Source organism: Paracoccus sp. IB05 (assembly GCF_016405985.1).
Taxonomy (GTDB): domain Bacteria; phylum Pseudomonadota; class Alphaproteobacteria; order Rhodobacterales; family Rhodobacteraceae; genus Pseudogemmobacter.
Genome location: NZ_JAEFCF010000001.1, coordinates 191,667 through 217,312, shown reverse-complemented (window position 1 = coordinate 217,312; position 25,646 = coordinate 191,667). Strand labels below are relative to the sequence as shown.

Genomic DNA, 25,646 nt, shown 5'->3' with positions numbered 1-25,646 from the left:
CTCAGATCAGATCAATGATAATTGGGATAGGTTTCTTCACGTTCGCGCCGGGTCGTATCGAGGTCGTATTTCCAGCCCAGCCGCATCTCGTCAGTGAGCAGCCCGCGCTGCCTGCGGATCTCGACCTGATGGCGTTCAAAGAGATCAAGCGAGCCGCCCAGCGTCCCCTGCCCCGCCGCCTGCAACTGCACCTCGACCTCGTTGATACGGTCGGCGGCATAGCGTTCAGGGCGGGCGGCAAGCGCAACCTGGACCTGGAGATAAAGGTCAAACGCCTCGTCAATCCGGTTCGAATTAACCGCAATTGGCTGGAGGAAGCGCCTGATCAGCTCGCGTTTTTCGGCCTGAGACCCCAGCTGCGCCTCATTCGCGGCCAGCTGGTCCATCGCATTGGCGACATTGCGCCCAACCCGGTCCATCAGATTGCCGGCGACCACACCCGAGCGGATCGAGAACAGCACCGCCTCGCGGTCCTTCACCGCCAGATCGGCGCTGAGCCGGTCGATCCGGACCTGCAATTCCGCAGTCTGGCGGCCCAGCTCCTCGCGCGACATGTCACGTTCTTCGATCTCGCGCCGGAGCCGCCCGATCTCTTCCGACAACAATTTACCGCCATCCGGACTGACCATGCTGGCGCCGCCCTGCAGCAGTTCCTCGCGCCCGGCCATCAGCTGGTCCTCGAAGGGCTGGTTCGGTATGCCTTCGGAAAACGCCGCCCCCGCATTGCGCCGTCCCGGGAAAACCGGCGCCGAGATGGCAAGCCGCAGGCCCATCGAAAGCGAAGCACCCTCACCCGAGGTCGTGAACAAAGCTGCCGCCTCTGACCGTCGCCCGACCGTGTTCTGATCGCGCAGGAAAAGCGAATTGCCGCCCTTGGTGACCACGCCTCCGGTCTGCCCGGCCAGCCCATCGGGCCGGGTCGGACGAAACAGATCAAGGACAATCTCTTCGGCATTGCAGAGCATGTCATAAAGCCCGAGCACATTCGGGAGCCGCGTTCCCACCGCCCCAAGGCGCGGCGTATCGCTGCGGGGCGGCTCGGCACAGATTTCCTTAAGATCCGGCTCGCGCACTTTGCCGCTGGCATCTTTCACTGAATAATAGCGGATTGACCGGCTCTGCGCCGTCACCCAGGTCGCGCCGCCGCGGGCCGCATATTCCCATTCCGCTTCGGTGGGTGGGCGCAGATAGCCGGTCGCCCCCTGTTCCCAGGGCATGACCGGCGGCTCGCCCCGCGCCACGCGGTCGCGGTCCAGCGCCATGATCCAGCTGGTATAGGCGCGGCTGAACGCGATCGCATCGAACCAGGAGAGGCCGCCTTGCGCCTGGATCTGGCGCAGATCCCCGGCGCGGATCGCACTGTCATAGGCAAGGCAGGCCGGCGCATCAGCCAGGAGGCTGTCCTCCGGCGCCAGCGCAAGCAACCCATCGGCGAAGGCGCGCCATTGCGGTTCGGTCAGCTCGTATTTCGCAAGATAATAGGCCCTGGCCCCAAGCTGGCCCAGCTGATCCGAGGTCGCCGCCTTGCCATCGGCCGTCAGGCTGAACGCGCCCGAAACAGGCGAGATCCAGGGGCTGTTCGACAAGACCGATTGTGGCGTTTCCGCTGCAATATCAATGATCCGGCCAAAGTTTCCCGCCACCTGATCCAGCGGATGGGTTGCGGGCACATCGACACGGCGGAACATCATATGCCGGCCGCAGGGCATCGGCAGCGCAATCTCTTCGGCCAGCATCCCGGCCGCGCCGGTTTCAGGACAGGGCACTTCGCCGATCTCTTCGGTTGCGGCCTCGATCAAAGCGCGCCGGGCCGCGCTCCAGGCGGCGGGATCGTCGATCTGGCACCAGGGCGCGGGGGTGTTCTGCACCTGTGCCCACAGGGGAGAGGCCAGGGCTGCGATCAGCACGAGCACAAGGCCGATAAGCCGTTCAGTCATGGCGCAACCCTTCTGCAATCTGCATCCGCGCGATCCGCCAGCCCGCAACGCAGCCCGATATCAGCCCTGCCGCACAGGCGATCAGCACTGCAAGCCCTGCGAAACCCGGCGTCAGCGCCATGATCTCGCCCTGCAACCCACCGATCCCCTCCAGGGCCTGGTTGACGAAAGGCTGCGCGGCAAGCACCCCTCCCGCCGCCAGACCCGCCCCTGCAAGCGCGATCATCGCGCCCTGCAACGATGGCAGCGCGGCCACCGATCCCGTGCCGAACCCCATCAGCCGCAAGAGCGAGATTTCCCGCGCTTTCTCCATCGCCGCCGCCGCCAGGTGCAGACCCAGCGTCAGCGCAAAACCCAGCACGGTGAAACTGCCGATCACGCTGAACACCCAGCCGATCCCTGCCTCGAGCGCCAGCGCTGCTTCGATCTCTTCGGCGCGGGTGGTGATGTCGAATCCCTCTGTCATCAGATCATCGCGCAGGCCCGGAACATCCCGGATATCACCGGCATAGAGCCGGAAACTGGCAAAAGAGCGCGCCGGCGCGTCAAGCCCCTTGCCCGGCACCGCCTCCCAGCCCAGCTCCGGCACGGCGAATCCCTCGCGCCAGCGCTCCACCGCCGTCTCGAAATCGCGGTCGACGAAAATATCGTCACTTTGCAGCAGATCGCGGGGCAGAACCGCCAGCACCTTCAGCCGGTGACGCGCCGCCTCGCGCCCCTCACCGACCTGACGCTGGATGATCACCTCGAGTTCTGCGCCTGCGCTGACATTCAGCTCAAGGGCGATGCGCCCGGTCAGCACTGTCTCGCCAAGGCCCTGTGGCACCGGCAGCCCGGTCAGCAGCGGATCCCCCGCCGCCGTCGGGATCAGGCGCGGCTCTGCGATACCCCGGCTGTCAGGACCGCGCAGCCGCACCGTCGCCGCCAGGTAGCGTGCGCGTGGCAGGAGGAAACTGACCCGGCTGTCGCCCGCCATCCTGTCGAACCAGTCCTGCGGAATCTCGCGGTCATTGGCCAGTTTCAGCTCGAGGATCCGCGGATCTGACCGCAGCCGGGACAGCGTGTTTTCAACCACACCCTGGCTGAGCCCGCCCAGCAGCAAGACCGGCACCAGCGCCACCGCAACCGCCACCACCAGGCACAAAGTCGAGGGCCAGCCATGCAAAAGATCGCGCAGCGCGAGGCCGAAAAGCGTAAGAAGCCGCCTCATACCGATCCCTCCGGGATCAGTTCGGCCACCAGCTCACCTGGATATTCCTGCAACCGGACCCGGCACAGATCGAAGCCGAACTGCGCCAGCAAGTCCGGCCAGTGGCTGGCGACGACCATGGCCGTTCCCGCCGCCGCCGAGGTAATCGCGGCGAGGGTACGCTGCGCGTTGTCGGTATCGAGCGCCGCCGTCGGCTCATCGGCCAGCAGGATCCGCGCCCCTGTCGCCAGCCCGCGCAACACCTGGGCGCGCTGGCGCTGACCGCCCGAGAGACAGGCGGGCCGTTTGTCGAGTTGGGCCGCGATGCCAAGCTGGCCGGCGATCTCTTCCAGCTGCGGCAGATCGCGGCGCCCCGTTAGCCGCTGGGCCAGCCGCGCATTGCCGCCTATGGTCAGATAGGGCAAGAGCCCGCCATCTTGCAGCACATAGCCGATATGGCGACTGCGCCGCGCCGCCAGCGCGCCGCCCATGCCGCGCTGAACCAGCCGCGTGACATCTTCCCCCGCAAGCGACAGATGCCGCAACGCCGCGGGCCGCGAAATCAGCGCCAGCAGATCAAGCAGCGTGCTTTTCCCCGAGCCGCTCTCGCCGATCAGCCCGATGCGCGCGCCGGGCCTCAGCGTGAAGGCGGGCACTTCCATCCGCCATGGCTTTGCGCCCTGTCGTGGCGGGCGGCGCAGACTAAGCCCTTCAAGCGCCAGCAGCGGGTCCATCCTCCCGCCTCACGGCAGATGGATCAGGCGCACCGGCGTCGCCTCCAGCCCGGGATCACCCGCCCCGAAATCGGCCCAGTTTTTGGTCTGGCTGAAGATATCCTGATAGATCCTGCGCTTGGCCTCGAGCCTTTCAATAAACTCCTGCTGCTGGGAAACCGACATCGAGGTCCAGTAGCGCTGATCAAGGCTCAGCACCTGACTGCGATAGGGCAGGTTCTTCAGGAAGGCAGGCAGGATCGCCTCGATGGTGGAACTGTCGCCCGAGCGGATATTGTCGGGATCCGTCGCCGTCTCGGCGGCCAGCTTTTGCAGATTGGCAAAGAAGGTCTGCGGATTGTCACCGCCCGAGCGGAAGGCCTCGATGATTGCCGCCAGCCGCTTGTCCAGCGTCGAGAGCTGGTTGCGCGTGAGGAAGGCCTGAACCTCGAGCGTCTCGGTCTCGGGCGAGGTCAGGTCGCGGTCCGAGGCCCAGCCGGAGAGGAAGGCCGGCGCCGCCCCTTCGTCGATCTGGCCAAGGCTTTCCAGCTGCGCACGGAAGATCTCATTCGTCACCACCGCCGCGATCTTTTCCTCGGGATCGGTCAGATCCGCCGGGATCGGCTCATCCTCCTCGTCAAGCACCAGCTGCCCGGAATTGGCCAGCATCGTCTTGCTGGCAACTTCTGTCGCGAGCCTTTCAACGGTGCGGGCGAATTTCTCAGCATCCGTGGCGTCGATCGCGATATACTTGTCGCTGTTGATATCGCCGGTTTCAGCCAGATCAGAATATTGCCCGCGCGCGATATCGGCATCGCCTTTGGCATTTTCCGGGGTCAGCAGGTGCAAAGGCACAATCACGATACCGTTCTGGCGTGCCTTTTCCCGCAGCCGCGACAGCGTCATGTCAGGATCCGCCGTGCCTTCCCCGGTCCGGGCCGAGGCATCGGTGACCAGCACGATCAGCCGGGCATTGTACGGGCTCCAGTCATTCTGGTCGATCGCATCAGAAAGGCCCGCAATCGCATCCTCGGAAAAGCCTTTGGTCGGGGCCCGCGCTTCGGTGATCTGGTCGATATTTGACAGGACGGTGCGCGCCGGCACATCGGGGTCAAGCGCCTGGAACATGCGCGTCACATATTCCAGCCCTTCGCGGTTATGGTCGATATTGTCGCGAAACCCGACCAGCCCGAAAGACACATTGCCGGCGGATTCATATTCGCTGAACGCGTCATAGAAATATTCTACCGCCTGGCGGGTGCGCTCGATAAAGGGCCGCATCGAAATCGTCGTATCAATGACAAAGACCACACCGACCCGGAATTCGCCGCTGTTTTCCGCCGCCAGCCGACCGCTGTTCGTGAAACTCGCGCTGTCGCGCGCCCCGATTGTGCCCGAGGGCGCCGCCGGCAGCGCCGCCACCCGCACGAGCGTCGTGTCGGTGGTCCCGTCAAACATCTCGCTGCGCCAGTCGAGGATCGGCAGCAGATAGGGACGGGAATCATAGCTCACCGCCGTTTGCGGCTCGATTGCGACCAGCCGGCTGTCCCATTCCGGTTCGGGCTCACCCCGCTGGTCCGCAATGGAATCGTATAGCTTCAATGCCTCGCGTTGATAAAACGTGCTTGAAACCAGCGAATTGAGCGCCGAGACGTCTTCAAAGAACAGCACCTGCTGGCGCTTGCCGCGCGGCGCGAATTGCATGACCAGCATACTGGTCCAGTCGACGCCCTGATCGGCACGGACCCAGCCCTCCGGCCCGCGATGAATGGTGCGCCCGATCCGCATCCAGGCTTCGCCATCGACATCCCGACGCTCGAAAACATAAAGCGTGGTGAAAACCGGCACTTCGGTTCCGCCATCGGCACGTCCCGGCGCGTCAAAGCTGCGCATGCCCGGCTGCGCAATGACGCGGATAAAGGCCTCCGGGTTTTCAGGATCGGTCAGCGGCATCGGCCCTGGCGCCGGCGTGGTCGCGCGGTCACCCTCGCCTTCGGCCCGGGTCATGGTATCGTCTCCGGCCGCTGCCGCGGGGTCGGCCCCGGCGGTCTGGATGCTTGCGGCATCCGACGCCGGATCCGGTGTTTCTTCTGCCGGCGCCGCATCCGCAGACACATCCTTTGCAGGCGTCTCTGCCACTACGACCGGAGCCTCCGGAGCGGCTTCGGGCGCGGCTTCGGGCCGCTGTGCCGTCGCGGCACTGTCACCAGCCGGTTTTGCCGCCGCCGCAATCTCTGCGCTGTCTTCTGTGGCAGCAGCGCCCTGAGGCGCCGGATCCCCGGCCACCGCTTCCGGCCCGGCCGGCAGGGTTTCAGCCGTCACCGGCGGCGCCTCTGGCACCGGAGCCGCCACGGCGGGCGCCGGTTTCACGCCCTTTTCAAGATCGGCCAGCTGCGAATCGCGCGCCTCGATCTCGCCCTTCGCGATATCAAGCGCCGCTGTCACCTCGACCACCGCCGTGGTCTGGCGCGCGGGCGCAACCGTGCAGCCTTCGCCATTCTCGACCTCCGGCCAGACGACCTGGGACAGGGCCGGCGCCGGAGACAGACCGGATCTATCCACCTCTGGTGCGAGTTTGCCGATTCGGAATTGCTGGCCATCAAGGCGCGCCTGCAACCGGCGTCGCGCCTGGTCGAGCTTCTGCATGCCTTCCGTCGCGGTCCGCAACTCCGCCTCGAATTTCGTATCACATTCAGCCGCAAGAAGCGTGGTACTGCTCATGAGCACGGCAATGGCGGCATAAACAAATCGCTGCATATCAAACATCCGTCGGGCAGTTAGAAATTCACAGGGCGGGCCAGAGTTCACGACAAGGTGATAGTTACCGGAACCAATGGGGCCCGCAAGCATGGATAACCTGACCCATCCGGCCATCGCCGCACAGAACCGGGCGCAATCGGGAGCTTCCCTGCAACAGATCATGCTGAAGTTTACGGATGGTTCAGAGCGGGATCAGCACGGCCCCCCGCCAAAGGCCTCCGTGACATCAGGGTATGAAACACAGCCAGCGCCGCGCAGGGTATGGCTCGCACCGATGAAGACGGCTGGATGCCCGGGACGGCACTACACCAATCGGGGTACCGGGGCCCCTTCGCATGCATTTACGACTGGCGCGAAAGGGACAGACACAACCAAAAGCAACAATGCCGCTCAACACCATCAGATCGCCGGTCCCGATCATATTCAGGGTGACCACTGGCCCGGCCCCGGGCAATCGGCGAGGCGCTGCATGGCCCTGGTCCATCGCAAGGGGGGCGGCTCAGTCCGCCTCTTCCCCCGCGACCGGCAGATCCAGCACCACATCATTGCGGGGTTTCAGCAGCCCCGCATCCTCCAACGCCTCAAGGTCGGGCAGATCGCGCAGCGTCTCCAGCCCGAATTGCGCCAGAAAGCCCGGCGTGGTGACATAAGTATAAGGCGCACCAGGCTCCGGGCTGCGCGGCCCGCGTGCGATCAGCGCCTGGCGGTGCAGCCGGGCAATCAGATCGCGGCTGACCTCGCGCCCGGTCAGGCGCGCAATCCCGCCGCGCGTCACCGGCTGCATATAGGCGATGATGGTCAGGACCAGCGCCTCATTGCGGGTCATGTCGCGGCTGGTCTCTTCGCCGCCACACGCCACCCGGATCGCCGCCGCGTATTGCGACCGCGTGCGGAACTGCCAGCCGCCGGCGATGCGGGCGATCTCATAGGGGCGACCGCTCAGCTCGGCCGCAAGATCCCCGATCAGGAGATCAAGCGGACAGTCCCGCCCGACCACCCGCAAAAGCACCTCGCGTGTCACCGGCCCGGATGCGGCAAAAAGCACCGCCTCGACCCGCGCCATCCATTCCCGCCAGCGCAGCGCCTGGGGCAAAGCCGCCAGTTCGGTATCCAGCGTCTCCAGCGCATCCGCCATCTCAGAGCCCATACAGCCGGAAGCTTGACCGCCCGGTCAGCTCGCGCACCAGGCCCAGCGAGATGAGCCGGTCAAACAGCCGCCGCGCCGCGCGGTCGCTGGCCTCGGCCCCCGCCCGGGCGATCAGCGCATCCTCGCTTAAAAGCGCGGCGATGATCTGGCCGGTATCCTTTCCCGGCCGCCGCAACGGCGCCGAGCGCAATGCGTTCCCGCGCTGCAAAAGCCCGGTCCAGAGATCATGCGCGGCAACCGCCGCCTTCGCCCAGGCCTCCGCACAGGCCGCCAGCCAGGCCTCCCCTTCGAGCCGAAACGCCGCACGCGGCAGCTGTGTCGCCAGCAACGGCACCGGACGCTCCCAGCCAAGCGCCCGCGCCAGCAGCGCATCCGCCAGCCAGAGCGCAAGGCCGCGACAGGCCGGACCCAGCGTCAGAACCTCCCGCGCGGCAGTCGCGGCAAAGCGCAAAGGCGGTGTGCGGCCGATAAACCGGGCGCCAGCGTCTTGCAGGCCCCCCGAGACCAGCGCAGGCGGCAGATCGAAAAACCCCGGCAGCCGCGCCGGCCATTCCGCCGACCGCAGCGCCCGCGCCTCACCAAGGGCGCGCCAGCCCAGCAGCATCCGTCCCGCCGGGCCAGGATCATCCCCCACACGCCGCAGGGCGAAAGCATCGCGCAACTGGGCCTCGCCTTCACGCCGCCCCTCAAACCCCGAAACCGCCGTCGCAGCCCCAAGCGCCAGCCGCTTGCGCCACAGCGCGCCGACCGGGTCGTCCGAGCGCGCTGCCACATCCAGCGCAGCAAGCGCCGCGCCGGCAGAAAACATCGCCGCTTCAATATCATCGCGACCCACAGCCTGCCGGATCCAGCGCGGCAGCGCAGGCGGGCCTGGCATGGGGATAGAGGAGGGTTTCGGAGCACGCGACATGCCACAGCCTCGCATATATCGGCGGTTTACGCCAGTTCCCTGAAAACTAACCGCCGCACCTGTCGCGTGGCAGCACCGGATGGAAATTGAGTGCGTTTTGCCCCGGACAGGCTTATTTTGGAACCTCCCCGCAGCCCGGCCCGGCGATGCCTCGGCACGGGCCTGCACCTCAGCACTGAAAAACCGCGCTGATCCCAGGGTTCAGACCACCTGACTGCCTCTGGCCATCGGTCCGCCACGATATCTGATTACCTGTTTCTGACAATGGCGTAGCGCATCATAACCCCACATCTGGCCCGCTTTTGCGAGTCACCGACAATACCGCCTGTGCCTGAGCCGTTCCTTCGCGCGAGGTGACAATGTGCCCACCCCGAAAACAAATGCCTGTCGGCCTCCGATGATCACCGGTAACTCAGCAATCGCCGCCGGGGGAGGCGCATCGCGCCAAAATCGCCGCGTCAAAAGCAGCGAGGCGCTCCCCTGACGATCTGCTCAGCCGGCCAATGGCCTTGAACTCCCGGCCCGAATGCCCCCAGATAGGGTAAAGCCATTCAGAACCCCGCAAACAGCCCTAAATCCGCCCGCTGTCAGGCGAGACGGACAGCACCAGCGCCCTGAGGACCCCACGTGACGGACGAGGCCCCCTCCCCCGCCTTGCGCGACCACCAGCCGCTCGCACTCCGCGATCTGGCAGAGCGCGCGCGCGGCTATGCCGAGGCCGCAAGCTCTGCCAATACCCGCAAAGCCTATGCCGCGGACTGGAAGCATTTTGCCGATTGGTGCCGGCGCGAGGGCCTCGATCCCATTGCACCCGATCCGCAGATGGTTGGCCTTTACATCACCGCCTGCGCCAGCGGCGCGAAATCTGTCGGCAGCCGGAAAAACGCGGTTTCAACCATCGAGCGGCGGCTGTCGGCGCTGGTCTGGGCCTATACGCAGCGCGGGCTGATGCTTGACCGGCGCGACCGCCATATCGCCACCGTTCTTGCCGGCATCCGCAACAGCCATGCCGAACCACCGCGCCAGAAAGAGGCGATCCTGCCCGAGGATCTGCTCGCCATGCTGGAAACCTGCAATCGCGCCACGCTCCGGGGGCTGCGCGACCGTGCCATGCTGCTGATCGGCTTTGCCGGCGGTCTCAGACGTTCTGAGATCACCGGACTCGATATGGGCCGTGACCAGACCAGCGACGGGCGGGGCTGGATCGAGGTCCTGCCAGGCGGCCTTCTCCTCAGGCTGCGCGGCAAGACCGGCTGGCGCGAGGTCGAGATCGGGCGCGGCTCCTCGCCCCTCACCTGCCCGGTCGAGGCACTGGAACTGTGGCTCCGCCTTGCGCGGATTTCGCGGGGACCGCTGTTCCGCCGCATCACGGGCCAGGGCAAGGAACCGGGGCCGCTGCGGCTGAATGACCGCGAGATCGCCCGCCTTGTCAAACGCGCGGCCCAGGCCGCAGGATTGCGCGGCGACCGGCCCGAGGCCGAGCGACCCGCCCTCTTTTCCGGCCATAGCCTGCGCGCCGGCCTCGCCTCTTCTGCCGAAGTCGATGAGCGCCATGTGCAAAAGCAGCTCGGCCATGCCAGCGCCGAAATGACCCGCCGTTATCAGCGCCGGCGCGACAGGTTCAGGGTCAATCTGACCCAGGCCGCAGGGCTGTAACAGTATCAAAGCTGCCCCCGGGGCGGCGCCGCCGGCCCGCGTCTCCACCCGCCAGTTTCAGACCGGCTGCTGAATGCGCCATAGTTTACCCATAGTTTACAGGGCCGCTGGAGCAGCCCTGTTGCGACCCGGTCTTCAGAGCATGAGTCAGCTTCCGCGGCGGAGGCCGGCAGGCGCGGGACGGACGCGACAAGCAGTTCGCTGTTCAGTCACGTCACCCTTGAGGCGCGCAGCCAGGCGCAGCACCCGGCAGGTACTGAATGCTGCCCGGGCGAGTCTGGATGCGGGGGCAAGGCGCTCTGCACCGGGATCGGCCCCCTTCAATTGCACCGGCGCGGCCGTTCCGGACCGGCCGCGCCAGCTGGAAAACTACGCCACCACTGGCCGGCTCATCCGGTCACCAGAGGGGCCCTTTTGGGCGACGAGCAGGGGGCACAATTCAACGCTGATTGACGCCTCAATGGCGGAAGGTATCGAATTATTTGACAATGCCAGCCCTGAGGCGTCGTCACTGACAGCTGACAACGAAGTTTGCAGGGCGTGACAGCCAAAATTGCAGCAGGCGAGTTTTCGTTTAATGGATGTTTTAAGGGGCCTTTTATGGCCCCTTTTTCAATCGTTGATCTGTCTGATCAGGCGCGGGGCGGCCTGTGACAGAAGATCACTTGCGGCTTTGCAGGCGTCGGCGATCACTCGGGCGCGGGTCTCGTTTTCCATGGCGTTTCTCCATTGCAGGGACTGGACAGATAGGCGCCCGGTGCCGGCTCGGAAGAGATCGAAGATTGCGAGGATCAGGCCGTTTCGATCATCTTCGCAGCGCTTTGCGGCGGGTGTTGAAGAGGGATTGAATTCCCCCATCAGACATTGCCACGCGCGGTCGGAGCGGATCGGGGCAGATGATCACCCCAGGCCGCCACGGATCAGCAACTCAGCCGCTTTTGCGTGTTGCCCTTCCCGGCGATGGAATATGCAGATCCTCCAGCATCGGTTCCAGCGTCGACCGGTTGAACCGGGCAGGCCGATCCAGCGATCCGACCGCGCCGACGCCAGATTTGCTGTCAGACAGCAGGTCTGCAAAGCCGTTTCCCGAAATCCAAAGACGGGGCATGAAAATACGGCGCGATCCATCAAACACCGGAGTTCAACTGTCACAGACAAGCGGTTTCCACACAGCATCCGCCCATCCAGGGTGCGACAGGTTTAACCGGGGTGACGGGAATCAGTGACTCTTTCATTTCGCTGTGGTCCAGGAGGGCCGCCCTCGCGAGGGTGGAGCGGCCATAAGCGTAGGCAGGCCGGCGGGGGGGCTTAGCGGTGTTCCCCGTGTCAGAGGGGGTTGCAACCCCCTCTGACTTCCCTTGAGGCCATCTTCTCAGCCCCTGCCGCAGATACTTTTAAGCGGGAGGCAGAGTATCACTGGAACAGCCGGTGCAGATTAAGGCACAACGCTTCCCGCCAGGCCGATGATTTGCCCGCCAGTTTGGGTCTGTTTCAGCGTGATGGACCCATTATCCCGGTGGTTGTCGTGACAGATGACCGGGCCGGATGAGGCGAACGGCGCAACGCCGCAGTCGCGGGTTACGGTGTTTTGCAGCCAGAGTTGATGCTTGGCTCCGATCCATGTGCCAAATCCACGCCGCCCCCCCCCCGACCACTACACCGAGGCAGCGCACAGAGCAGCCGTTGCCATCGTCTCCTTCAGTATTCAGCAACGCCAGATTCGCGGCATCTGCCACATAGGCAGGATCGCCCTCGGGCAAGAGGCCGCGCCAGCCGTTGTGCCGCATCACCGTGCCAGAACAGGTCTCCTCAGCGCCCTGTGCCGGGGCCGATCCGGTCGAGCCGCCGAATTCGCAGAGGCCGCCGTCGACTCGCCCGTTCGAACTCTCATGGAACGACCTGTTGTCGTCCCATGCCCATGCCGAATAGGGGGCTATGGACAGATTGCGGCAGCTGATGTTCGGGTATCCATCGGTGCGATCATCGACCGACCCGAGGCCGTGCCCGTTCCAGGTATCGTTGCCTGCCGCCGTGACCGTGCAGAATCGGTCGACACCCTCCGCATAATCGGGCGGCAGGGCATCGAACGGCGCCGCGTGATTGCTGATGCCGTCCAGATCATACCATGCAACCCGGTCCATCTGCAGGTTCTGGAACTCCCGGACGATGCCCTGCAGCCGGACCGTGACACCCCGGTGTCCACCATAGATGCCGTTCCCGTTAGCCCCCTGATCGGGAAGAACGATGGTGGTTGCGGTGGGCGCAACCCCTTTATCCACGGCATCAACGGGATTATCCTTTCGCCATCCCTTGGCGATGCACCACTTCATCACGGTGCCGATCCGCTGCTTGACCCGCCGGACGGTCTCGGCCTTCTCAAGCCAGATCGGTTGCAGGACTGCCAGCACATCGGCAGTGGTCACATCGGGTGCCCGCGTGTTCCCGATGATCGGGAAGGCATAGGTTGCAAGGGTGTTCAGGAACTGGTCGCCGTGCTTCGGGCTCTTCCAGGTCGGCAGGTTGATCTCGTGGACCTTGCGCGCCGCCTCCTCGAAGGTCAGCACCTCCTGCGCGGATCGACGGGCGCCAAGACGGGCGCCAAGGGGATCACCACCCTCGCAGGCCAGCTTCCGATTGCCGAAGGCCGCGAGCCTCGCGTCGGCCAGCGTGACGAAATCCACGCGGCCCATTCCCAGTTCGCAGCGCTTGCCATTGATCACGATCCGCTGGACCCAGACCTTGCCTCCCGACGGATCGACCCTAAGATTATAGGCCATGCCCATCGAAGTATTTTCCCGGCTTGGCGACGGTCTGCACCATGCGGGCTGTCAGGCTCTTCGCGGGCTTCCCGTGAACATCAGCGGAACTCCACGGAACGTCGCAAGCGATTTGAGCCAGTGAAACAAGGGCTCAGAAGGTATTGGCGGAAGGTGGCGGAAAGCGTGGATGCTTCCTCACTGTCCGGGGTATCATGCCTCTGCGCCATCAACTGCCGCCCGGAGTGGAGCAGGATCTGGATGAGCCAGGCCTGCCCGTGCATCGTTCACCACCTGCCGGATATTGCGCATCGGATGCCGCGCCGGGACAGGCGCCTCAAAGTCGAGGTAACCGAACGGCGGGCGGCGCGTCTCCACCGCCGCTTTTGCCCTGTGGAAGGTAATAAAATGTTCCGAACCCCGGGTCAGGACAGGACAGCTTCAGCGGCCTGACTGGCGGCGACGGAGGGTCTGCACCGCACCGGCCCGGGTGACCGAGGGCAATTCGCCGAACATCTGCCGGTAATCGCGCGAGAAATACCCGAGATGCCAAAAGCCGAACTGCGTTGCCGCTTCGGTTACGGGGCGGTCTGTTTGCAGCATCCGCCGCGCCTCAGACAGCCGCAGCGCGCGCAGATATTGCACCGGGCTGAGGCCAACCACCTCCTGGCAGGCATTCTGCAAGGTGCGGCGCGACAGCCCCAGCTCGACCGTCAGCTCTGCGACCGAGACCGGGCAGGTCTGGCCATCGGCGACCAGCGCGCGGATCGCATTGATCGTGTCCCAGTGCCGGATGGTGCTGCGTCCCGCCTCACCGGTGCCGGCGGGCTGCAACATGTCAAGGATCCAGCCCACAAGGCCGCGGCTGAAGGCGGTGGCGGCAGCGGGCAGTTCCTCCAGCCGCAGATCGAGCCCTTCTTCATGCAAGATCCCGTGCAGGAGCCGCCCGAGCTTGGCGGCCCGGGCGCCTGCTATCGGCAGGCTGCGGCGCCCGGAGGACAGGACCGTATCGAGCTGATGCAACATCGCCTCGAACACCGGATCGGCAAAGCCGTTCACATCGATCTCGATGCCCAGAAATTCGAATATATCGGGCGACAGGAATTCAAACCCGGACCGCCCGGAGAAAACGAGAAGACTGTTCGGCCCGACTTCTTCACCGCAGATGCAGCTGCGCCCCCCTGCCCTGACCGGCAGGCCAAAGGCCAGCCGCCCCGCGGGCAGCGCGCCGGTCTGCAAGACCGATCGGTTCATCCGTTCCGAAAACAGCCGGGCCGCGCCCAGCCGGAAGGTGCTGAGCGAGCCGGTAAAGGCCCCGGCATGCAGCTGGATGTAATCCTGTTCCCAGGCCTGCAACAGCGTGGCCTGGTGGTGAACATCCTCGCTGTGCCTGACGGATTGCACATTGCTACTCACAGCACCGGGCCCTTTCGATGGCGGCTGGCGCGCAGGCAGAAAATCCAGGGCAAAGCGAACCAGCCCTCCGATGGTTTCCGTGCGATTGTTTCTCCCGGCCCGTCGCGGATCCGGGGCCATGGGTTCACGATAGGCGCAGGCTTTGGCTGTGGTCAATCTTTGTGACGGCGGAAGCCCGGCCCGCCCGTCATTTCACAGCCATTCCGCCGCCGGACAACCCGTAAGCCGCAGCGATCAGCCCGGATTCTCGGCAAGAACCGCCCGCATCAGCCCGGGAAACCGCCGGTCGAGATCTTCAAGCCTGAGGCTCAGAAGCCGCCCGCGCCCTGCCGGTTCATTGCGCATTACCCCCGCTTCGCGCAGCACTTTCATATGATGCGATTTGGTCGATTTCGGCGCATCCGGGTTCTGGAGATGGCATTGCGCCATTTCCAGCGCGCCGCTGGCGATCTGGCGCACGATCTCGAGGCGTGCCGGGTCGCTGAGCGCGAAAAGGATATCGGTCAGAACCAGATCCTCGCCGGGCGGGTGGTAAAGACTGAGAGGTGTGAAACTGTCTTGATCGGCCATGGTTCGAATATAGTTGAACAGTTGCAGGTTTGTCAGTAGAAATCCGTTCGAAGAATATCGAACCATTACGGCCCGCCCGGCCACTTCCCCCTGACGACGTCCACGAAAGCCCCCCATGACCATTTCCGCCCAGCCGGGCCCTGCCAGCTCCTCCCGCCGCCGCGCGGGGTTTATCATTGCGGCACTGGCAGGAGGGGTGATGATGTCCAGCTCCAGCGCGCCCTCGCCTTTTTATCCGGTGCTGCAACGCGAGATGGGGTTCTCGGCCACGACGCTGACCGCGATATTTGCCGTCTATGCGATTGTGCTGCTGGCGACGCTTCTGACCGGCGGCTCGGCCTCGGATCATATCGGGCGGCGGCCGGTGCTGAGCTTTGGCTTCGTGCTGCTGGCGGGCTCAATGCTGGGCTTTGCGCTGGCCAGCGGGCCGCTGGGTCTGTTCATCGCCCGCGCGGTCCAGGGCATTGGCTGCGCGCTGTTGCTGACCTCGGCCTCGGCCGCCGTCACCGATCTTGAACCGGCAAGCCGCCCCGGCCTTGCCCAGGTCTGCAACTCGGTCATCCCGCTGGCCGGTATGGCAGCAGGGGCGCCGCTGGCCGGTGTGGTGATGAACATGCCATCGACGCACGCCTTGATGTCTTTCTTGCGATCGCGCTGATCTGCCTGGGGTTTGCGGCGCTCGTGTGGAAAATGCCCGAGACCTCGCCGCGTCATGCCGGACTTTTGCAATCCTTGCGTCCGCAGGTGGGCATTCCGGTGCAGACCCGCGCGGCCTTCTGGCAGAGCACACCCGCCATCATTGCCGGCTGGGCGACCGGAGGGCTTTACCTCTCGCTGGGCGCGCCGGTGATTTCGGTGTTTTTCGGGATCACCAGCTTTGTAACCCAGGCGCTGGTCGTGACGCTTTTGTCCGGCATGGGCGCGCTGGCCTGTTTCATTGCCCGCCGCTACACGCCGCGCCAGGTGATGCTGTACGGCACCTTCGCCCTGGCGCTTGGCACAGCGCTGACGCTGACCGGGATCTGGCTCCGGGTGCTGCCGCTGTACCTGATCGCGCTGACACTTGCAGGTACCGGGTTCGGCACCTGTTTCTATGCCTCTTTGCGGACCATCGTGCCGCTTTGCCCACCGGATGAGCGCGGCAAGCTCTTTGCCACCCTGTTCACGCTGAGCTACCTGGCCTTTGGTCTGCCGGTGGTTGCGGCCGGCTTTGCCATTCCCCGGATCGGGCTGGATGCGACAGTGCTGACCTATGGGCTGATCATCACCGTGATGGCGGCGCTGGCCTGGGCCTGGCGCCGGTTCGGCAGCCAGAGCTGACCCTCTGCCCTGGCCCGTCCCGGGGCCCGTCCCCCGAAGCGGCGCAATCCCGCCGCTTCGCAACCATCTGATCCATCCGCATCACCGCTGTCACGGCGCAACGGCTGACATCCGCCTCGCGCAGCAAGCGGAAAGGGGGCGGCGTCAGCCGCCGGCCCCAGTCCCCATCCGCTGTGCCTGCCGGGTGATCAGGTGATCGACCGCCAGGCCAAGGAAGGCAACCGCCAGCCCCAGAACCATCCCTTTGCCGACATCGCTGGCCGAAAGCGCGCGTTGCAGCTCCTGGCCCAGATCCTGGGTGCCGATAAAGGCCGCGATGATCACCATGAACAGCGAGAACATCACCGACTGGTTCACCCCCACCAGCATCACCGGCGCCGCCATCGGCAATTGTACATGCCAGAGCATCTGTCGCCTTGTCGTGCCGCTCATATGCGCCGCCTCGATCAGTTCCGGCGCAACTCCGCGCAGCCCCTCGATCGTGTAGCGCACCAGGGGCACCGCCGCGAATGTCACCACCGCCATCACCACGGCCACGTCATTGACGCCGAAAAGCATCACGACCGGGATCAGGTAGATGAAGCTCGGGAAGGTCTGAAGCGAGTCGCAGACCAGCAGCACCCGGTTCGCGCGGGTCTCGGAGGCTGACGCCCAGATCCCCAGCGGAAAGCCGATCAGCGTCGCCAGAAAGACCGAGAAGCCGACCATATAGACGGTGATCATGGCCCGGTCCCACCAGCCCGAAAGGGCGATGGCGCCGATGAAGCCCAGCATGACCAGCGCCGATCTCCAGCCGCCGACCGCCCAGCCCGCCGCCGCGACCGCGAGCAGCACCGCGCTGAAGGGCAGCCACAGGATCGCATCGCGCAGCGGAATCAGCACCCAGGTGATCAGGAACCAGCGGAGCCAGGTGGTGACCGGATCGACCAGCCGGATCAGCCAGTCCACCAGCGCATCGACCGGAGCCGCAATGCTCAGCGCGTCGCGGCGCGGCACCTGGGCCAGCAGCGGAAAGACCAGCGACAGGGCAAAGGCCAGGGCAATCGCAACCGTCCAGACCAGCAGAACCGGGTGACGCCGCGCCCAGGACAGCCCCTCTGCGTGATGCAGCGGCTGACGTTTCGCCCAGGCCCGGCTCAGCCGGTCAAGCACCACCGCGATCAGCACAATGGTGATGCCGATCTCGACCGAAAGCCCGATCTTCAGCGCCTGCAACAGTTGCAAGAGCTTTTGCCCCAGCCCCGGCATGCCGATGAAGCTTGCGAGCACCACCATGGCAAGGCATTGCATGATCACCTGGTTGACGCCGATCAGGATATCGCGGCGTGCCGTCGGGATCCGCACCCGGGTCAAAAGCTGCCAGGGCGTGGCCCCGGACATACGGCCGGCCTCGATCACCTCTTCGGGCACTTTGCGCAGGCCCAGCCCGGTCATCCGGATCATCGGCGGCACCGAGAAGATGATGGTGACAATCGCCCCTGCTTTCGGGCCGACCCCGATAAAAACCACAACCGGGATCATATAGGCGAAATGCGGCAGGCTTTGCGCCACATTCAGGATCGGGTTCAGCACCCGCTGCACCGCCGTCCAGCGCCAGGCCATAATGCCAAGGATCAGCCCGGCAAGCACCGAGAACGGCGCCGCAACCACGATGACCGAAAGTGTCTCCATCGCCCATTGCCACTGGCCCATAACCGCGATCCAGACGAATGTGCCCCCCGCAAGCGCGGCAAGCTTCCATCCCCCGAGCCACCAGCCAAGGGCCGCCATCGAGATCGCCACCACCGACCAGGGCAGCGGGCCAAGCCTCGGCCAGCGGTTCTTGCCGTAAAGGATATTCGCCGTCACATCGAGCAGCCATTCCAGCATGGCGGCAAAGGCGCGGGTGACCTGCATCAGCCCCAGATCATCGCGCAGAAAGGCAAACCCTGCGTTGATCCAATGCGCGAAAGGCACCACCAGCCAATCCGGCAAGCGCAGCAGCTCTGCGGGCAGAAAATCGCGGCCAAGGATCAGCACGGCTGCAAGGCCCAGCATCAGACAGACGGCATGCGGCCGGGGCGAAGACGACGAAAGGTCGATCCGGTCCACCATGCTCATGCCGCTTCGCCCAGCAAGATATCAAGGGCGTGGCGGCGCTCCAGCATACCGGTGACACGGCCGGTGCCATCCGCCACCGGGATCCAGTCGCGGCTGTCATTGACCAGCCGGCGCGCGAGGTCGCGCAGCGTCTGGCCTCCGGGCAGCGCCGGCCCCTCGATGGCGCGGCCCGCCACCGGGCCGGCAAGGCCCGAGACATGCAAAACCCGCGCGCGGTCGATCTCGGCGGTAAAGCGCGCGACATAATCTGTCGCGGGTTGCAGCACGATCCGGCCCGGCGTGTCGATCTGCTCGACCCGCCCGTCCTTCATGATCGCGATACGGTCGGCAAGGCGCAGCGCCTCGTCGAAGTCATGGGTGATGAAGATGATGGTCTTTTTCAGCATCCCCTTGAGCCGCAGGAACTCATCCTGCATCTCGCGCCGGATCAGTGGATCAAGCGCCGAAAACGGCTCGTCGAGGAACCAGATATCCGGCTCGACCGCGAGCGAGCGTGCGATACCGACCCGCTGCTGCTGGCCCCCGGACAGCTCGCGCGGGAAATAGCCCTCGCGGCCCTTAAGGCCCACCAGCGCCAGCATTTCGCGGGCGCGCTCGATCCGCGCCGCCCGGGGCTGGCCGCGCATCTCTAACGGAAATGCCACGTTTTCCAGCGCATTGCGGTTCGGCAGCAGACCAAAGCTCTGGAACACCATGCCCATCTTGCGGCGCCTGAGGTCGATCAGCGCCGCCTCGTTCAGCTTGCCGATATCCTGGCCCTCGATCAGGATCTCACCCGCCGTGATCTCATTGAGGCGCGACAGGCACCGGACCAGTGTCGACTTCCCGGACCCCGACAACCCCATCACCACCAGCATCTCGCCAGGCATGATATCGAGGGAGACATCATGCACCGCCGTCACATGCCCTTCGGGGCGCGCGCCCGGATCAGCGCGCAACGCCGCCAGCGCGGCCTCGGGGCGGGGTCCGAACACTTTCCAGACATTGCGGCAGGAGATGACAGGGGCGGGGCGGGGCGGGATATCGGTCATACGGGTCTCCGGGCTGAGGCAGCCCGCCCCTGAACGCCAGAACGGGGGCGGGCCTGAGAGGCTATCCTTGGGTCACAAAGCCTGTGGGCTTATTCCAGCCAGGGTTTCCAGATGGCCTCGTTCGCGCTCAGCCATGCGGCCGCCGCATCTTCCGGCTCCATCCCGTCGACATCGACCAGCTTGGCCATTTCCGCGATTTGCGGATTGGTGAAGCTGATCTTTTGCAAGACGGCATAGGCGGCCGGCCATTTTTCGGGCATCCCATCCCAGGCGGCGATCTTCAGATAGCCGTCTGCGGGGTTGCCGCAATCATAGACCTTATCGGCATGCAGCCCGACCGCAGGATCGGTGTCACAGCCCGGTTCCCATTTCGGGAATTCGACGAATTCGCCCGGCCAGACGGCTTCGGCGAAATTCGGGGTCCAGTTGAAGAGCACGATCGGCGTCTTGTCCTTTTCCGCCGCCGCAAGTTCCGCCCAGAGCGCCGCCGCCGAGCCGGCATTGACCACGGTGAAATTCATCGACAGCGCATTGACCTTTTCCGCGTCATGCTTCAGCCAGTCGACCGGTCCACCCAGAAACCGCCCCTTCTCGCCGGTTTCGGGCGTAGCAAAGGCGCTGGCGCAGGCATTCAGCGCCTCCCAGTCGGGCAGGCCCGGGCAGGCCTCTTTGGTCCAGAGCGGATACCACCAGTCTTCGCGCGTTACCGCATTGTGGTTGCCGGCCTCGTGGATGCCACCCTTCGCCACCGCCGCATCGAAAGAGGCGCCGAACGCGCCCTCCCAGACCTCGACCTCCAGCGCGGCATCGCCCAGCCGGATCGCTTCATAGACCGCCTGGCTGTCGGTCGAGACATATTCGACGGAATTGCCCATGCCTTCGAAGATCTGGCCAACGGCATGGCTCATGACGATCTGGCTGGACCAGTTATGGATCGGAATGGTGATCGGGTCTGAGGAATCCTCGGCTTGTGCCGCGCCTGCAAGGCTGGCGGCGACAAAGATCGGTGCAAGGGCAAGCCTTGCCGACCGCGACAGGCGGCTGGTTCTGGTCATCTGGTTTTTCCCTGTTGTGAGGCCCGCGCGGGTTTTCCCGCTGCGGCTGTGGTCGGGAGGTTCGGCCTCTCCTGATCCTCAGGCTAGCCAGAGGTTGTTACCGGGTCAGCCCTTTAGGATGAACAGGCTGGATTAAATTGTGAAAGATTGTTAACAGAAAGAACTATCCCCTATTCCGGCCAGGATCGAGATGACCGCCAGCCCCCGATCTGCGTCACAAGGCCCGCGTCCGCGGCCCGCGCATATCCTGATCGTCGAGGACGAGCCGGTCACCCGCAAAACGCTGGCCAGCTATCTCGAGGGATTCGGCTACCGGATCTCGGAATGCGATACCGCCGAGGAGGCGGAATATCTGCTCGCGAGCGACACGCCCGATCTCCTGCTGGTCGATATCAACCTCTCGGGTCGCGACGGCCTGGAGATCACCCGGGATCTGCGCGCGCGCTCAGAGATCGGCATCATCCTGATCTCGGGCCGCACCGACGAGGTCGACCGTATCATCGGGCTGGAACTTGGCGCCGATGATTATGTCTGCAAGCCCTTCAACCGGCGCGAGCTGCTGGCACGGATCAAGAACCTTCTACGCCGCACCCAGGCGCTGCGGCTGCTGGAGCGAAAATCGCTGCGGTTTGAAGGCTTTACCTTTGACCTTGCGACGCGTGCGCTGACCGGGCCAGAGGGGGTCGTGATCCCCCTGACCCGCGCGGAATATGAACTCCTCAGGGTTTTCGTCACCGCTCCGGGCCTTGTGCTGGACCGCGACCGGCTGGCATCGGCCATCTCGCCCCGCCGCAGCGGGGTGAATATCCGCAGCGTCGATGTGCTGGTGCAAAGGCTGCGGGTCAAGCTTGGCGATGACCCGCGCAGCCCCCGCATCCTCGCCACCGCGCATGGTGAAGGCTATTTGTTCACCGCCGCGCTGGACTGAGCCGACAAGGCCGCCAGATCCGCCCGCATCGCGGTTTTCGCCCGGGCCACCAGCGCGCCAAGCCGCTCCAGCGCCGGGCCCGGGTCTCCGCCCGCCCGCGCGGCACGCTCGGTCTCCTGAAGGCAGCCGGTCAGGGAGGCGAGATCGAAATTCGCCGCAGCGCCCGCCAGCTGATGCGCCTCCCGCGCGAGCGTGGCCATATCGCCGCGCGCCGCTGCCGCGCGGATCAGGGGCAGCGCAAGGTCAAGCCGGCTGAGAAACAGCCCCGCCAGTTCGGACACCACATCGGGCGGCAGATCGGCCAGCGCGCCCTGCAAAACCGGATCACCCTGGCGACAAACATCCGCCAGCGCCGCCATAAGCCGCTGCGGGGAAAGCGGTTTCGCCAGCATCAGCGCCATGCCGGCCTCAAGGCTCGCCTCGGTTTCGCGGCCCGCGATATGGGCCGAGATCCCGATCACCGGCACGTCAGCCCGGGCAGGATCAGGCAGCGCGCGAATGCGCCTGAGCGCCTCGGTGCCGGAGATGTCGGGCAGATCGACATCCATCAGCACGGCGTCATAATCGCCCGCCGCCGCCAGATCGACCGCCGCCAGCCCGGTTTCGGCCATCTGCAACCGATGCCCGAGCGGCGTAAGGATCGCCGCCACCACCATGCGGTTGATCGGGTGATCCTCGACCACCAGCAGCGACAGCGGCCGCAGATCGACCGGGGCCATCACAGGCGCGGGCGCGGGCGCTGCGGCGACCGGCAACTCCAGTTCCAGCATAAAAATCGCGCCGGGCGGGGCCGCCTCTTCCAGCCAGAGCCGCCCGCCCATCTGCGCGGCAAAGCGCCGGCAGATCGCGAGCCCAAGTCCGGTGCCGCCGAATTGCCGCGCAGCGGGTGCCTCGCCACGCTCGAACGGCTCGAAAATCCGTTCGCGGGCCTCAGGCGCGATGCCGGGGCCGGTATCGCTGACCCGAAAGCGCAAAGTCACCCGGCCAGGCCCCGCCGGGGTCGCGGTCACGGCCAGCGCCACTTGGCCCCCGGGCGTATATCGGATCGCATTTGAGAGAAGGTTCACAAGGATCTGCCGCAGCCGCCCGCGATCCCCGGTCACATGGCCGGGCAGATCCGGCGCCAGGGTGATCTGCAGCGCGAGCCCCTTTTCCCCGGCCACCGGCCTGAGCAGCCATTCCGCATCGGCAACCAGATCCGGCAGCGAGAAACCGGCGCTGGCCGCCCGCGCCTCATCGCGGTCTGGCCGGATGAAATCGAGAATATCGCCGAGGATCCCCATCATCCGCTCGCCCGACAGCTCCAGCGCCGAAAGCTGGTCAAGCTGCTGCGGCGTCAGCCCGTCGCGCGGCAGCGAGCGGATCATCCCCTGCATCCCGTTCATCGGCGTGCGGATCTCGTGGCTCATCATCGCGAGGAATTCCGATTTCGCGCGATCCGCCGCTTCTGCCTTTTCCCGGGCGATTTCATGCGCCGCGACCTCTTCGCGCAGGGCATGGGTCCGCTCGTCAACGAGGTCGCGCAATTCACTCCGGTGCCGGTGCAATTCATCGAGGTGGCGCGCACGCTCCTCCTCCAGCGCGTCATTATGGATCGCCTGGGCGCGGAACACCGCCACCGCGCGTTCCATCGCCGCAATCTCATCCTGGCCCCGGGGCCGGATTTCCTCGCCGATTGCACCCCCCGCCAGCCGCGTCATCGACAAAGACAACCGGTCGAGCCGGCGCGAGATATTGCCGCGCACATAGAACCAGAACACCGCAAGCGAGATGATCAGCGCCGTCACCGCCCCCCAGGCCTGCAGGCTTTGCGCATAGCGGATCGCCGACAGGACGCCCGTCCCGGCCTCGGTCGCCCGCGCGCTTACCGAGGCCGCCAGCACCCCGGTGCTCTTGTCGATCCGCCCCACTGCCTCGATCACACTATCCCCGGCCGAGGCGATGCGGCCCTCCAGCGTCAGGACCGCAGCGGTCGCATCCAGTATATCCGGGGCGCCGCGCGCCCTGGCGCCAGGCGTGCGCGGCGCCCCGGCGCGGATCACCGTCAAAAGCGCCAGCGCCCGGTTCGCCCGTACCGGATCGGCAATCGTCTGCACCCGGCGCGAAACGATGGCGAGGCGTTCCTCCATCACCCGGCGCAGCCCCGCAAGCTCTTCGGTCGCGCCTGAGGGCCGGTCCGGCACGGTGGCGAGGCGGTTGAGCAAGAGCCCCAGTTCAGAGGCATGGGCGCGCATCTCGAACATCAGGCTCAGCTGGAACAGATCGACCTCGATCAGCTTGTCGAGGGCGGCAAACCCCGCCTCTCCGCCGGCGGGGCCGATCTCGTAAAGGCTGGAAATCGTCGCCGATGCGGCGGCTTCGGCATTGGCGACCATCGTATCGGCAATGCCGCCAAGCTCGGCGGCGGCGGCGATGCCCTCGCCGATATGCTGGCGCAGGGTAAGCCGCGCGAGAATGCGGCGTTGCACCACCAGATCGAGCACGCCAATCGCGCCGCGCAGATCGCGGATCGCGATCTCAAGCCCGGCGATCGCTTCGCGGTCGCTGTTCCGATAGGGCGCCAGCCGCCTGTTCAGCACATCCGCCTGATCAAAAAGCCAGGCAGTACGCTCGCGCCGCTCGGCCTCGGTCTGCACCAAGGCCAGTTCCGGGGCCAGCGCCACGATACGGGCACTGGATTCGGCAAAGCCGCGCAGCCCGGCCAAAGCGGGAATCGTGCGCTCGCTGGCCTCTTCCTGGGCGCGGATCGTGCCGCTGAGTTCGAGCCAGCCGATCAGCGCCGCCGCCAGCGGCAGGCCGGTGATGACCAGAAAGGCCATCAGAAGCCGGGAGCCCAGCCCCCTGCCCCCTTTGCCCCCGCCTGTCGCCAGATCGCCCTGCATCACCTGAATCGCCTCTTTCCCTGCCTGGGATTTGCGCCGAAACTGGCACGTAACCGCCGCGAGGCCATCCGAAAAATGCATATGACCCGTCCGACCGCCGCCCTCATTGCCGTGACAGGCGTGATTTTTGCCCTTAGCGGGTTGTTCGGCGCGCTGCGCGCCGAGCCGACCGGGGCACCCTGGTCCCTGCTGGTCCATGACCGCCCGATGGATGACGCGAGCCCGACCCATCCGCTCAGCTATCAGCCGCTGGATCACGCCGCTCAGCCCTGGCAGCTTTGCATCCTCTACCCGCATCTCAAGGATTCCTACTGGCTCAGCGTCAATCACGGCATGGCAGAAGAGGCACGGCGCCTCGGTGTCGGCTTCACGCTCTATGAGGCCGGCGGCTATCCAAATCTCGCGCGCCAGATCGAACAGGCCGAGGCCTGCGTGGCCGCCGGGGCCGATGCGCTGATCATCGGCACAGTGTCTTACGACGGGATGACGCCGGCGCTGACCCGGATCGCCCGGACCATGCCGGTGATCGCTGCGGTAAATGATATCGCGCCCGAAGGCATCAGCGCCAAGGCCTCTGTGCCTTGGCGCGAGATGGGCGCCGCCGCCGGTCTCGCGCTGGCAAGGCGGCACCCGAAAGGCAGTGCACCGGTCTCGGTCGCCTGGTTTCCCGGGCCGGAAGGCGCGGGCTGGGTGCGTTTCGTCGATGAGGGGTTCCGGGCCGCGCTTGCGGGCAGTTCCGCCCGGATCACGACGGTGCGGCATGGTGATACCGGACGCGAAGAACAGGTGCTTCTGATCGAGGATGTGCTGGAGGCGGCGCCCTGGCCCGATTACCTCGTCGGCTCCGGCCCGATGGCCGAGGCGGCGGTGTCGATCCTGCGCGCGCGCGGGCGCGACGATATCGGCATCGTCTCGGATTACATGACCCATGCCGTGCATCGCGGCATCCTGCGCGGCAAGATCCTGGCGGCCCCTTCCGATTTCCCGGTTCTGCAGGGGCGGCTGGCGGTGGAAATGGCGGTCCGCGCGATTGAGGGCAAGCTTGACATCCGCCATGCCGGCCCGGCCATCGTCACCGTGACGCCAGAGACAATCCGCAGCTATGATGCCGATGCGACCCTCGCCCCTGCCGATTTCGCGCCGGTGTTTTCGTCAGAGCCGGACTAGGCCCCGCCCGGTATTTCCGCAGCACAACCGGCACCCAGTTTCCTGAGCGTGAAATTACTTGACTTGAGACCGGGCCTTTGCCCTGATGCTGGCAGCCCCGAAACGGACA

Annotated in this window: 18 protein-coding genes; 5 read left to right on the top strand and 13 right to left on the bottom strand. The window is 65.5% G+C overall.

The window, feature by feature from the left end:
• Positions 1–11: 11 nt before the first annotated feature.
• The 6 genes from JC607_RS00930 to JC607_RS00905 form a co-directional block, all read right to left on the bottom strand.
• A complete protein-coding gene (locus tag JC607_RS00930) occupies positions 12–1,937 on the bottom strand; it encodes an SUMF1/EgtB/PvdO family nonheme iron enzyme (protein ID WP_198835056.1) in 1,926 nt (641 codons plus the stop codon).
• A complete protein-coding gene (locus JC607_RS00925) occupies positions 1,930–3,147 on the bottom strand; it encodes an ABC transporter permease (protein WP_198835055.1) in 1,218 nt (405 codons plus the stop codon). The genes JC607_RS00930 and JC607_RS00925 overlap by 8 nt, the downstream gene beginning before the upstream one ends.
• Positions 3,144–3,860: an ABC transporter ATP-binding protein gene (locus tag JC607_RS00920; RefSeq protein ID WP_198835054.1), complete on the bottom strand. Its 717-nt coding sequence runs from the start codon at positions 3,858–3,860 to the stop codon at positions 3,144–3,146. Before JC607_RS00920 ends, JC607_RS00925 begins: the two co-directional genes overlap by 4 nt.
• A gap of 9 nt (positions 3,861–3,869) precedes the next feature.
• A complete protein-coding gene (locus tag JC607_RS00915; RefSeq protein ID WP_198835053.1) occupies positions 3,870–6,596 on the bottom strand; it encodes a vWA domain-containing protein in 2,727 nt (908 codons plus the stop codon).
• A gap of 502 nt (positions 6,597–7,098) precedes the next feature.
• Positions 7,099–7,734, bottom strand: a complete 636-nt coding sequence (locus tag JC607_RS00910) for an SMC-Scp complex subunit ScpB (RefSeq protein WP_198835052.1) — start codon at positions 7,732–7,734, stop codon at positions 7,099–7,101.
• Between the two features lies 1 nt (position 7,735).
• On the bottom strand, positions 7,736–8,656 hold the full coding sequence (locus JC607_RS00905) for a DUF1403 family protein (RefSeq protein ID WP_198835051.1): 921 nt from the start codon (positions 8,654–8,656) through the stop codon (positions 7,736–7,738).
• 627 nt (positions 8,657–9,283) lie between these two features.
• On the opposite strand from JC607_RS00905, the gene JC607_RS00900 reads away from it, so the two are divergent.
• On the top strand, positions 9,284–10,312 hold the full coding sequence (locus tag JC607_RS00900) for a tyrosine-type recombinase/integrase (RefSeq protein ID WP_198835050.1): 1,029 nt from the start codon (positions 9,284–9,286) through the stop codon (positions 10,310–10,312).
• Between the two features lie 1,508 nt (positions 10,313–11,820).
• On the opposite strand, the gene JC607_RS00895 is transcribed toward JC607_RS00900, so the two are convergent.
• The 3 genes from JC607_RS00895 to JC607_RS00885 form a co-directional block, all read right to left on the bottom strand.
• Positions 11,821–13,095 carry a DUF4102 domain-containing protein gene (locus JC607_RS00895; RefSeq protein WP_198835049.1) on the bottom strand — a complete coding sequence of 425 codons (1,275 nt, stop codon included), beginning with the start codon at positions 13,093–13,095 and terminating at the stop codon, positions 11,821–11,823.
• A gap of 414 nt (positions 13,096–13,509) precedes the next feature.
• On the bottom strand, positions 13,510–14,472 hold the full coding sequence (locus tag JC607_RS25920; protein WP_198835048.1) for a helix-turn-helix domain-containing protein: 963 nt from the start codon (positions 14,470–14,472) through the stop codon (positions 13,510–13,512).
• A gap of 246 nt (positions 14,473–14,718) precedes the next feature.
• Positions 14,719–15,054 (bottom strand): helix-turn-helix transcriptional regulator, encoded by a 336-nt coding sequence (locus JC607_RS00885; protein ID WP_198835047.1) that lies wholly within the window; start codon positions 15,052–15,054, stop codon positions 14,719–14,721.
• Between the two features lie 202 nt (positions 15,055–15,256).
• Here JC607_RS00885 and JC607_RS00880 point away from each other — a divergent pair, with 202 nt between their 5' ends.
• Positions 15,257–15,712, top strand: a complete 456-nt coding sequence (locus JC607_RS00880; protein WP_198835046.1) for an MFS transporter — start codon at positions 15,257–15,259, stop codon at positions 15,710–15,712.
• Positions 15,713–15,744: 32 nt separating this feature from the next.
• Positions 15,745–16,374 (top strand): hypothetical protein, encoded by a 630-nt coding sequence (locus tag JC607_RS00875; RefSeq protein WP_198835045.1) that lies wholly within the window; start codon positions 15,745–15,747, stop codon positions 16,372–16,374.
• 144 nt (positions 16,375–16,518) lie between these two features.
• On the opposite strand, the gene JC607_RS00870 is transcribed toward JC607_RS00875, so the two are convergent.
• From JC607_RS00870 to JC607_RS00860, 3 genes are all read right to left on the bottom strand, one after another.
• Positions 16,519–18,468, bottom strand: coding sequence for an ABC transporter permease (locus tag JC607_RS00870; RefSeq protein ID WP_370584724.1), 1,950 nt, complete (start codon positions 18,466–18,468; stop codon positions 16,519–16,521).
• 2 nt (positions 18,469–18,470) lie between these two features.
• On the bottom strand, positions 18,471–19,505 hold the full coding sequence (locus JC607_RS00865) for a glycine betaine/L-proline ABC transporter ATP-binding protein (RefSeq protein WP_198835043.1): 1,035 nt from the start codon (positions 19,503–19,505) through the stop codon (positions 18,471–18,473).
• A gap of 89 nt (positions 19,506–19,594) precedes the next feature.
• Positions 19,595–20,560, bottom strand: a complete 966-nt coding sequence (locus JC607_RS00860) for an ABC transporter substrate-binding protein (RefSeq protein ID WP_198835042.1) — start codon at positions 20,558–20,560, stop codon at positions 19,595–19,597.
• A gap of 190 nt (positions 20,561–20,750) precedes the next feature.
• On the opposite strand from JC607_RS00860, the gene JC607_RS00855 reads away from it, so the two are divergent.
• The gene (locus tag JC607_RS00855) at positions 20,751–21,488 is read left to right on the top strand and encodes a response regulator (protein ID WP_198835041.1); all 738 of its coding nucleotides are present in this window, start codon (positions 20,751–20,753) and stop codon (positions 21,486–21,488) included.
• On the opposite strand, the gene JC607_RS00850 is transcribed toward JC607_RS00855, so the two are convergent.
• Entirely contained in the window at positions 21,461–24,451 is a 2,991-nt protein-coding gene (locus JC607_RS00850; protein WP_198835040.1) for an ATP-binding protein, read from the bottom strand. The two genes, JC607_RS00855 and JC607_RS00850, sit on opposite strands and share 28 nt — an antisense overlap.
• Between JC607_RS00850 and torT the strand changes: the two genes are divergently transcribed.
• A complete protein-coding gene (gene torT, locus JC607_RS00845; RefSeq protein WP_233092512.1) occupies positions 24,452–25,537 on the top strand; it encodes a TMAO reductase system periplasmic protein TorT in 1,086 nt (361 codons plus the stop codon).
• The last annotated feature ends 109 nt before the right edge of the window (positions 25,538–25,646 follow it).

What these genes read in the sequence shown, in the direction of transcription:
- JC607_RS00910 (WP_198835052.1), bottom strand. Translation starts at nt 7,734, where the DNA reads ATGGCGGATGCGCTGGAGACGCTGGATACCGAACTGGCGGCTTTGCCC.
- JC607_RS00915 (WP_198835053.1), bottom strand. Translation starts at nt 6,596, where the DNA reads ATGCAGCGATTTGTTTATGCCGCCATTGCCGTGCTCATGAGCAGTACC.
- JC607_RS00895 (WP_198835049.1), bottom strand. Translation starts at nt 13,095, where the DNA reads ATGGGCATGGCCTATAATCTTAGGGTCGATCCGTCGGGAGGCAAGGTC.
- JC607_RS00855 (WP_198835041.1), top strand. Translation starts at nt 20,751, where the DNA reads ATGACCGCCAGCCCCCGATCTGCGTCACAAGGCCCGCGTCCGCGGCCC.
- JC607_RS00865 (WP_198835043.1), bottom strand. Translation starts at nt 19,505, where the DNA reads ATGACCGATATCCCGCCCCGCCCCGCCCCTGTCATCTCCTGCCGCAAT.
- JC607_RS00920 (WP_198835054.1), bottom strand. Translation starts at nt 3,860, where the DNA reads ATGGACCCGCTGCTGGCGCTTGAAGGGCTTAGTCTGCGCCGCCCGCCA.
- JC607_RS00880 (WP_198835046.1), top strand. Translation starts at nt 15,257, where the DNA reads ATGTCCAGCTCCAGCGCGCCCTCGCCTTTTTATCCGGTGCTGCAACGC.
- JC607_RS00925 (WP_198835055.1), bottom strand. Translation starts at nt 3,147, where the DNA reads ATGAGGCGGCTTCTTACGCTTTTCGGCCTCGCGCTGCGCGATCTTTTG.
- JC607_RS00885 (WP_198835047.1), bottom strand. Translation starts at nt 15,054, where the DNA reads ATGGCCGATCAAGACAGTTTCACACCTCTCAGTCTTTACCACCCGCCC.
- JC607_RS00905 (WP_198835051.1), bottom strand. Translation starts at nt 8,656, where the DNA reads ATGTCGCGTGCTCCGAAACCCTCCTCTATCCCCATGCCAGGCCCGCCT.
- JC607_RS00860 (WP_198835042.1), bottom strand. Translation starts at nt 20,560, where the DNA reads ATGACCAGAACCAGCCGCCTGTCGCGGTCGGCAAGGCTTGCCCTTGCA.
- torT (WP_233092512.1), top strand. Translation starts at nt 24,452, where the DNA reads ATGACCCGTCCGACCGCCGCCCTCATTGCCGTGACAGGCGTGATTTTT.
- JC607_RS00875 (WP_198835045.1), top strand. Translation starts at nt 15,745, where the DNA reads ATGCCCGAGACCTCGCCGCGTCATGCCGGACTTTTGCAATCCTTGCGT.
- JC607_RS00930 (WP_198835056.1), bottom strand. Translation starts at nt 1,937, where the DNA reads ATGACTGAACGGCTTATCGGCCTTGTGCTCGTGCTGATCGCAGCCCTG.
- JC607_RS00850 (WP_198835040.1), bottom strand. Translation starts at nt 24,451, where the DNA reads ATGCATTTTTCGGATGGCCTCGCGGCGGTTACGTGCCAGTTTCGGCGC.
- JC607_RS00870 (WP_370584724.1), bottom strand. Translation starts at nt 18,468, where the DNA reads ATGGTGGACCGGATCGACCTTTCGTCGTCTTCGCCCCGGCCGCATGCC.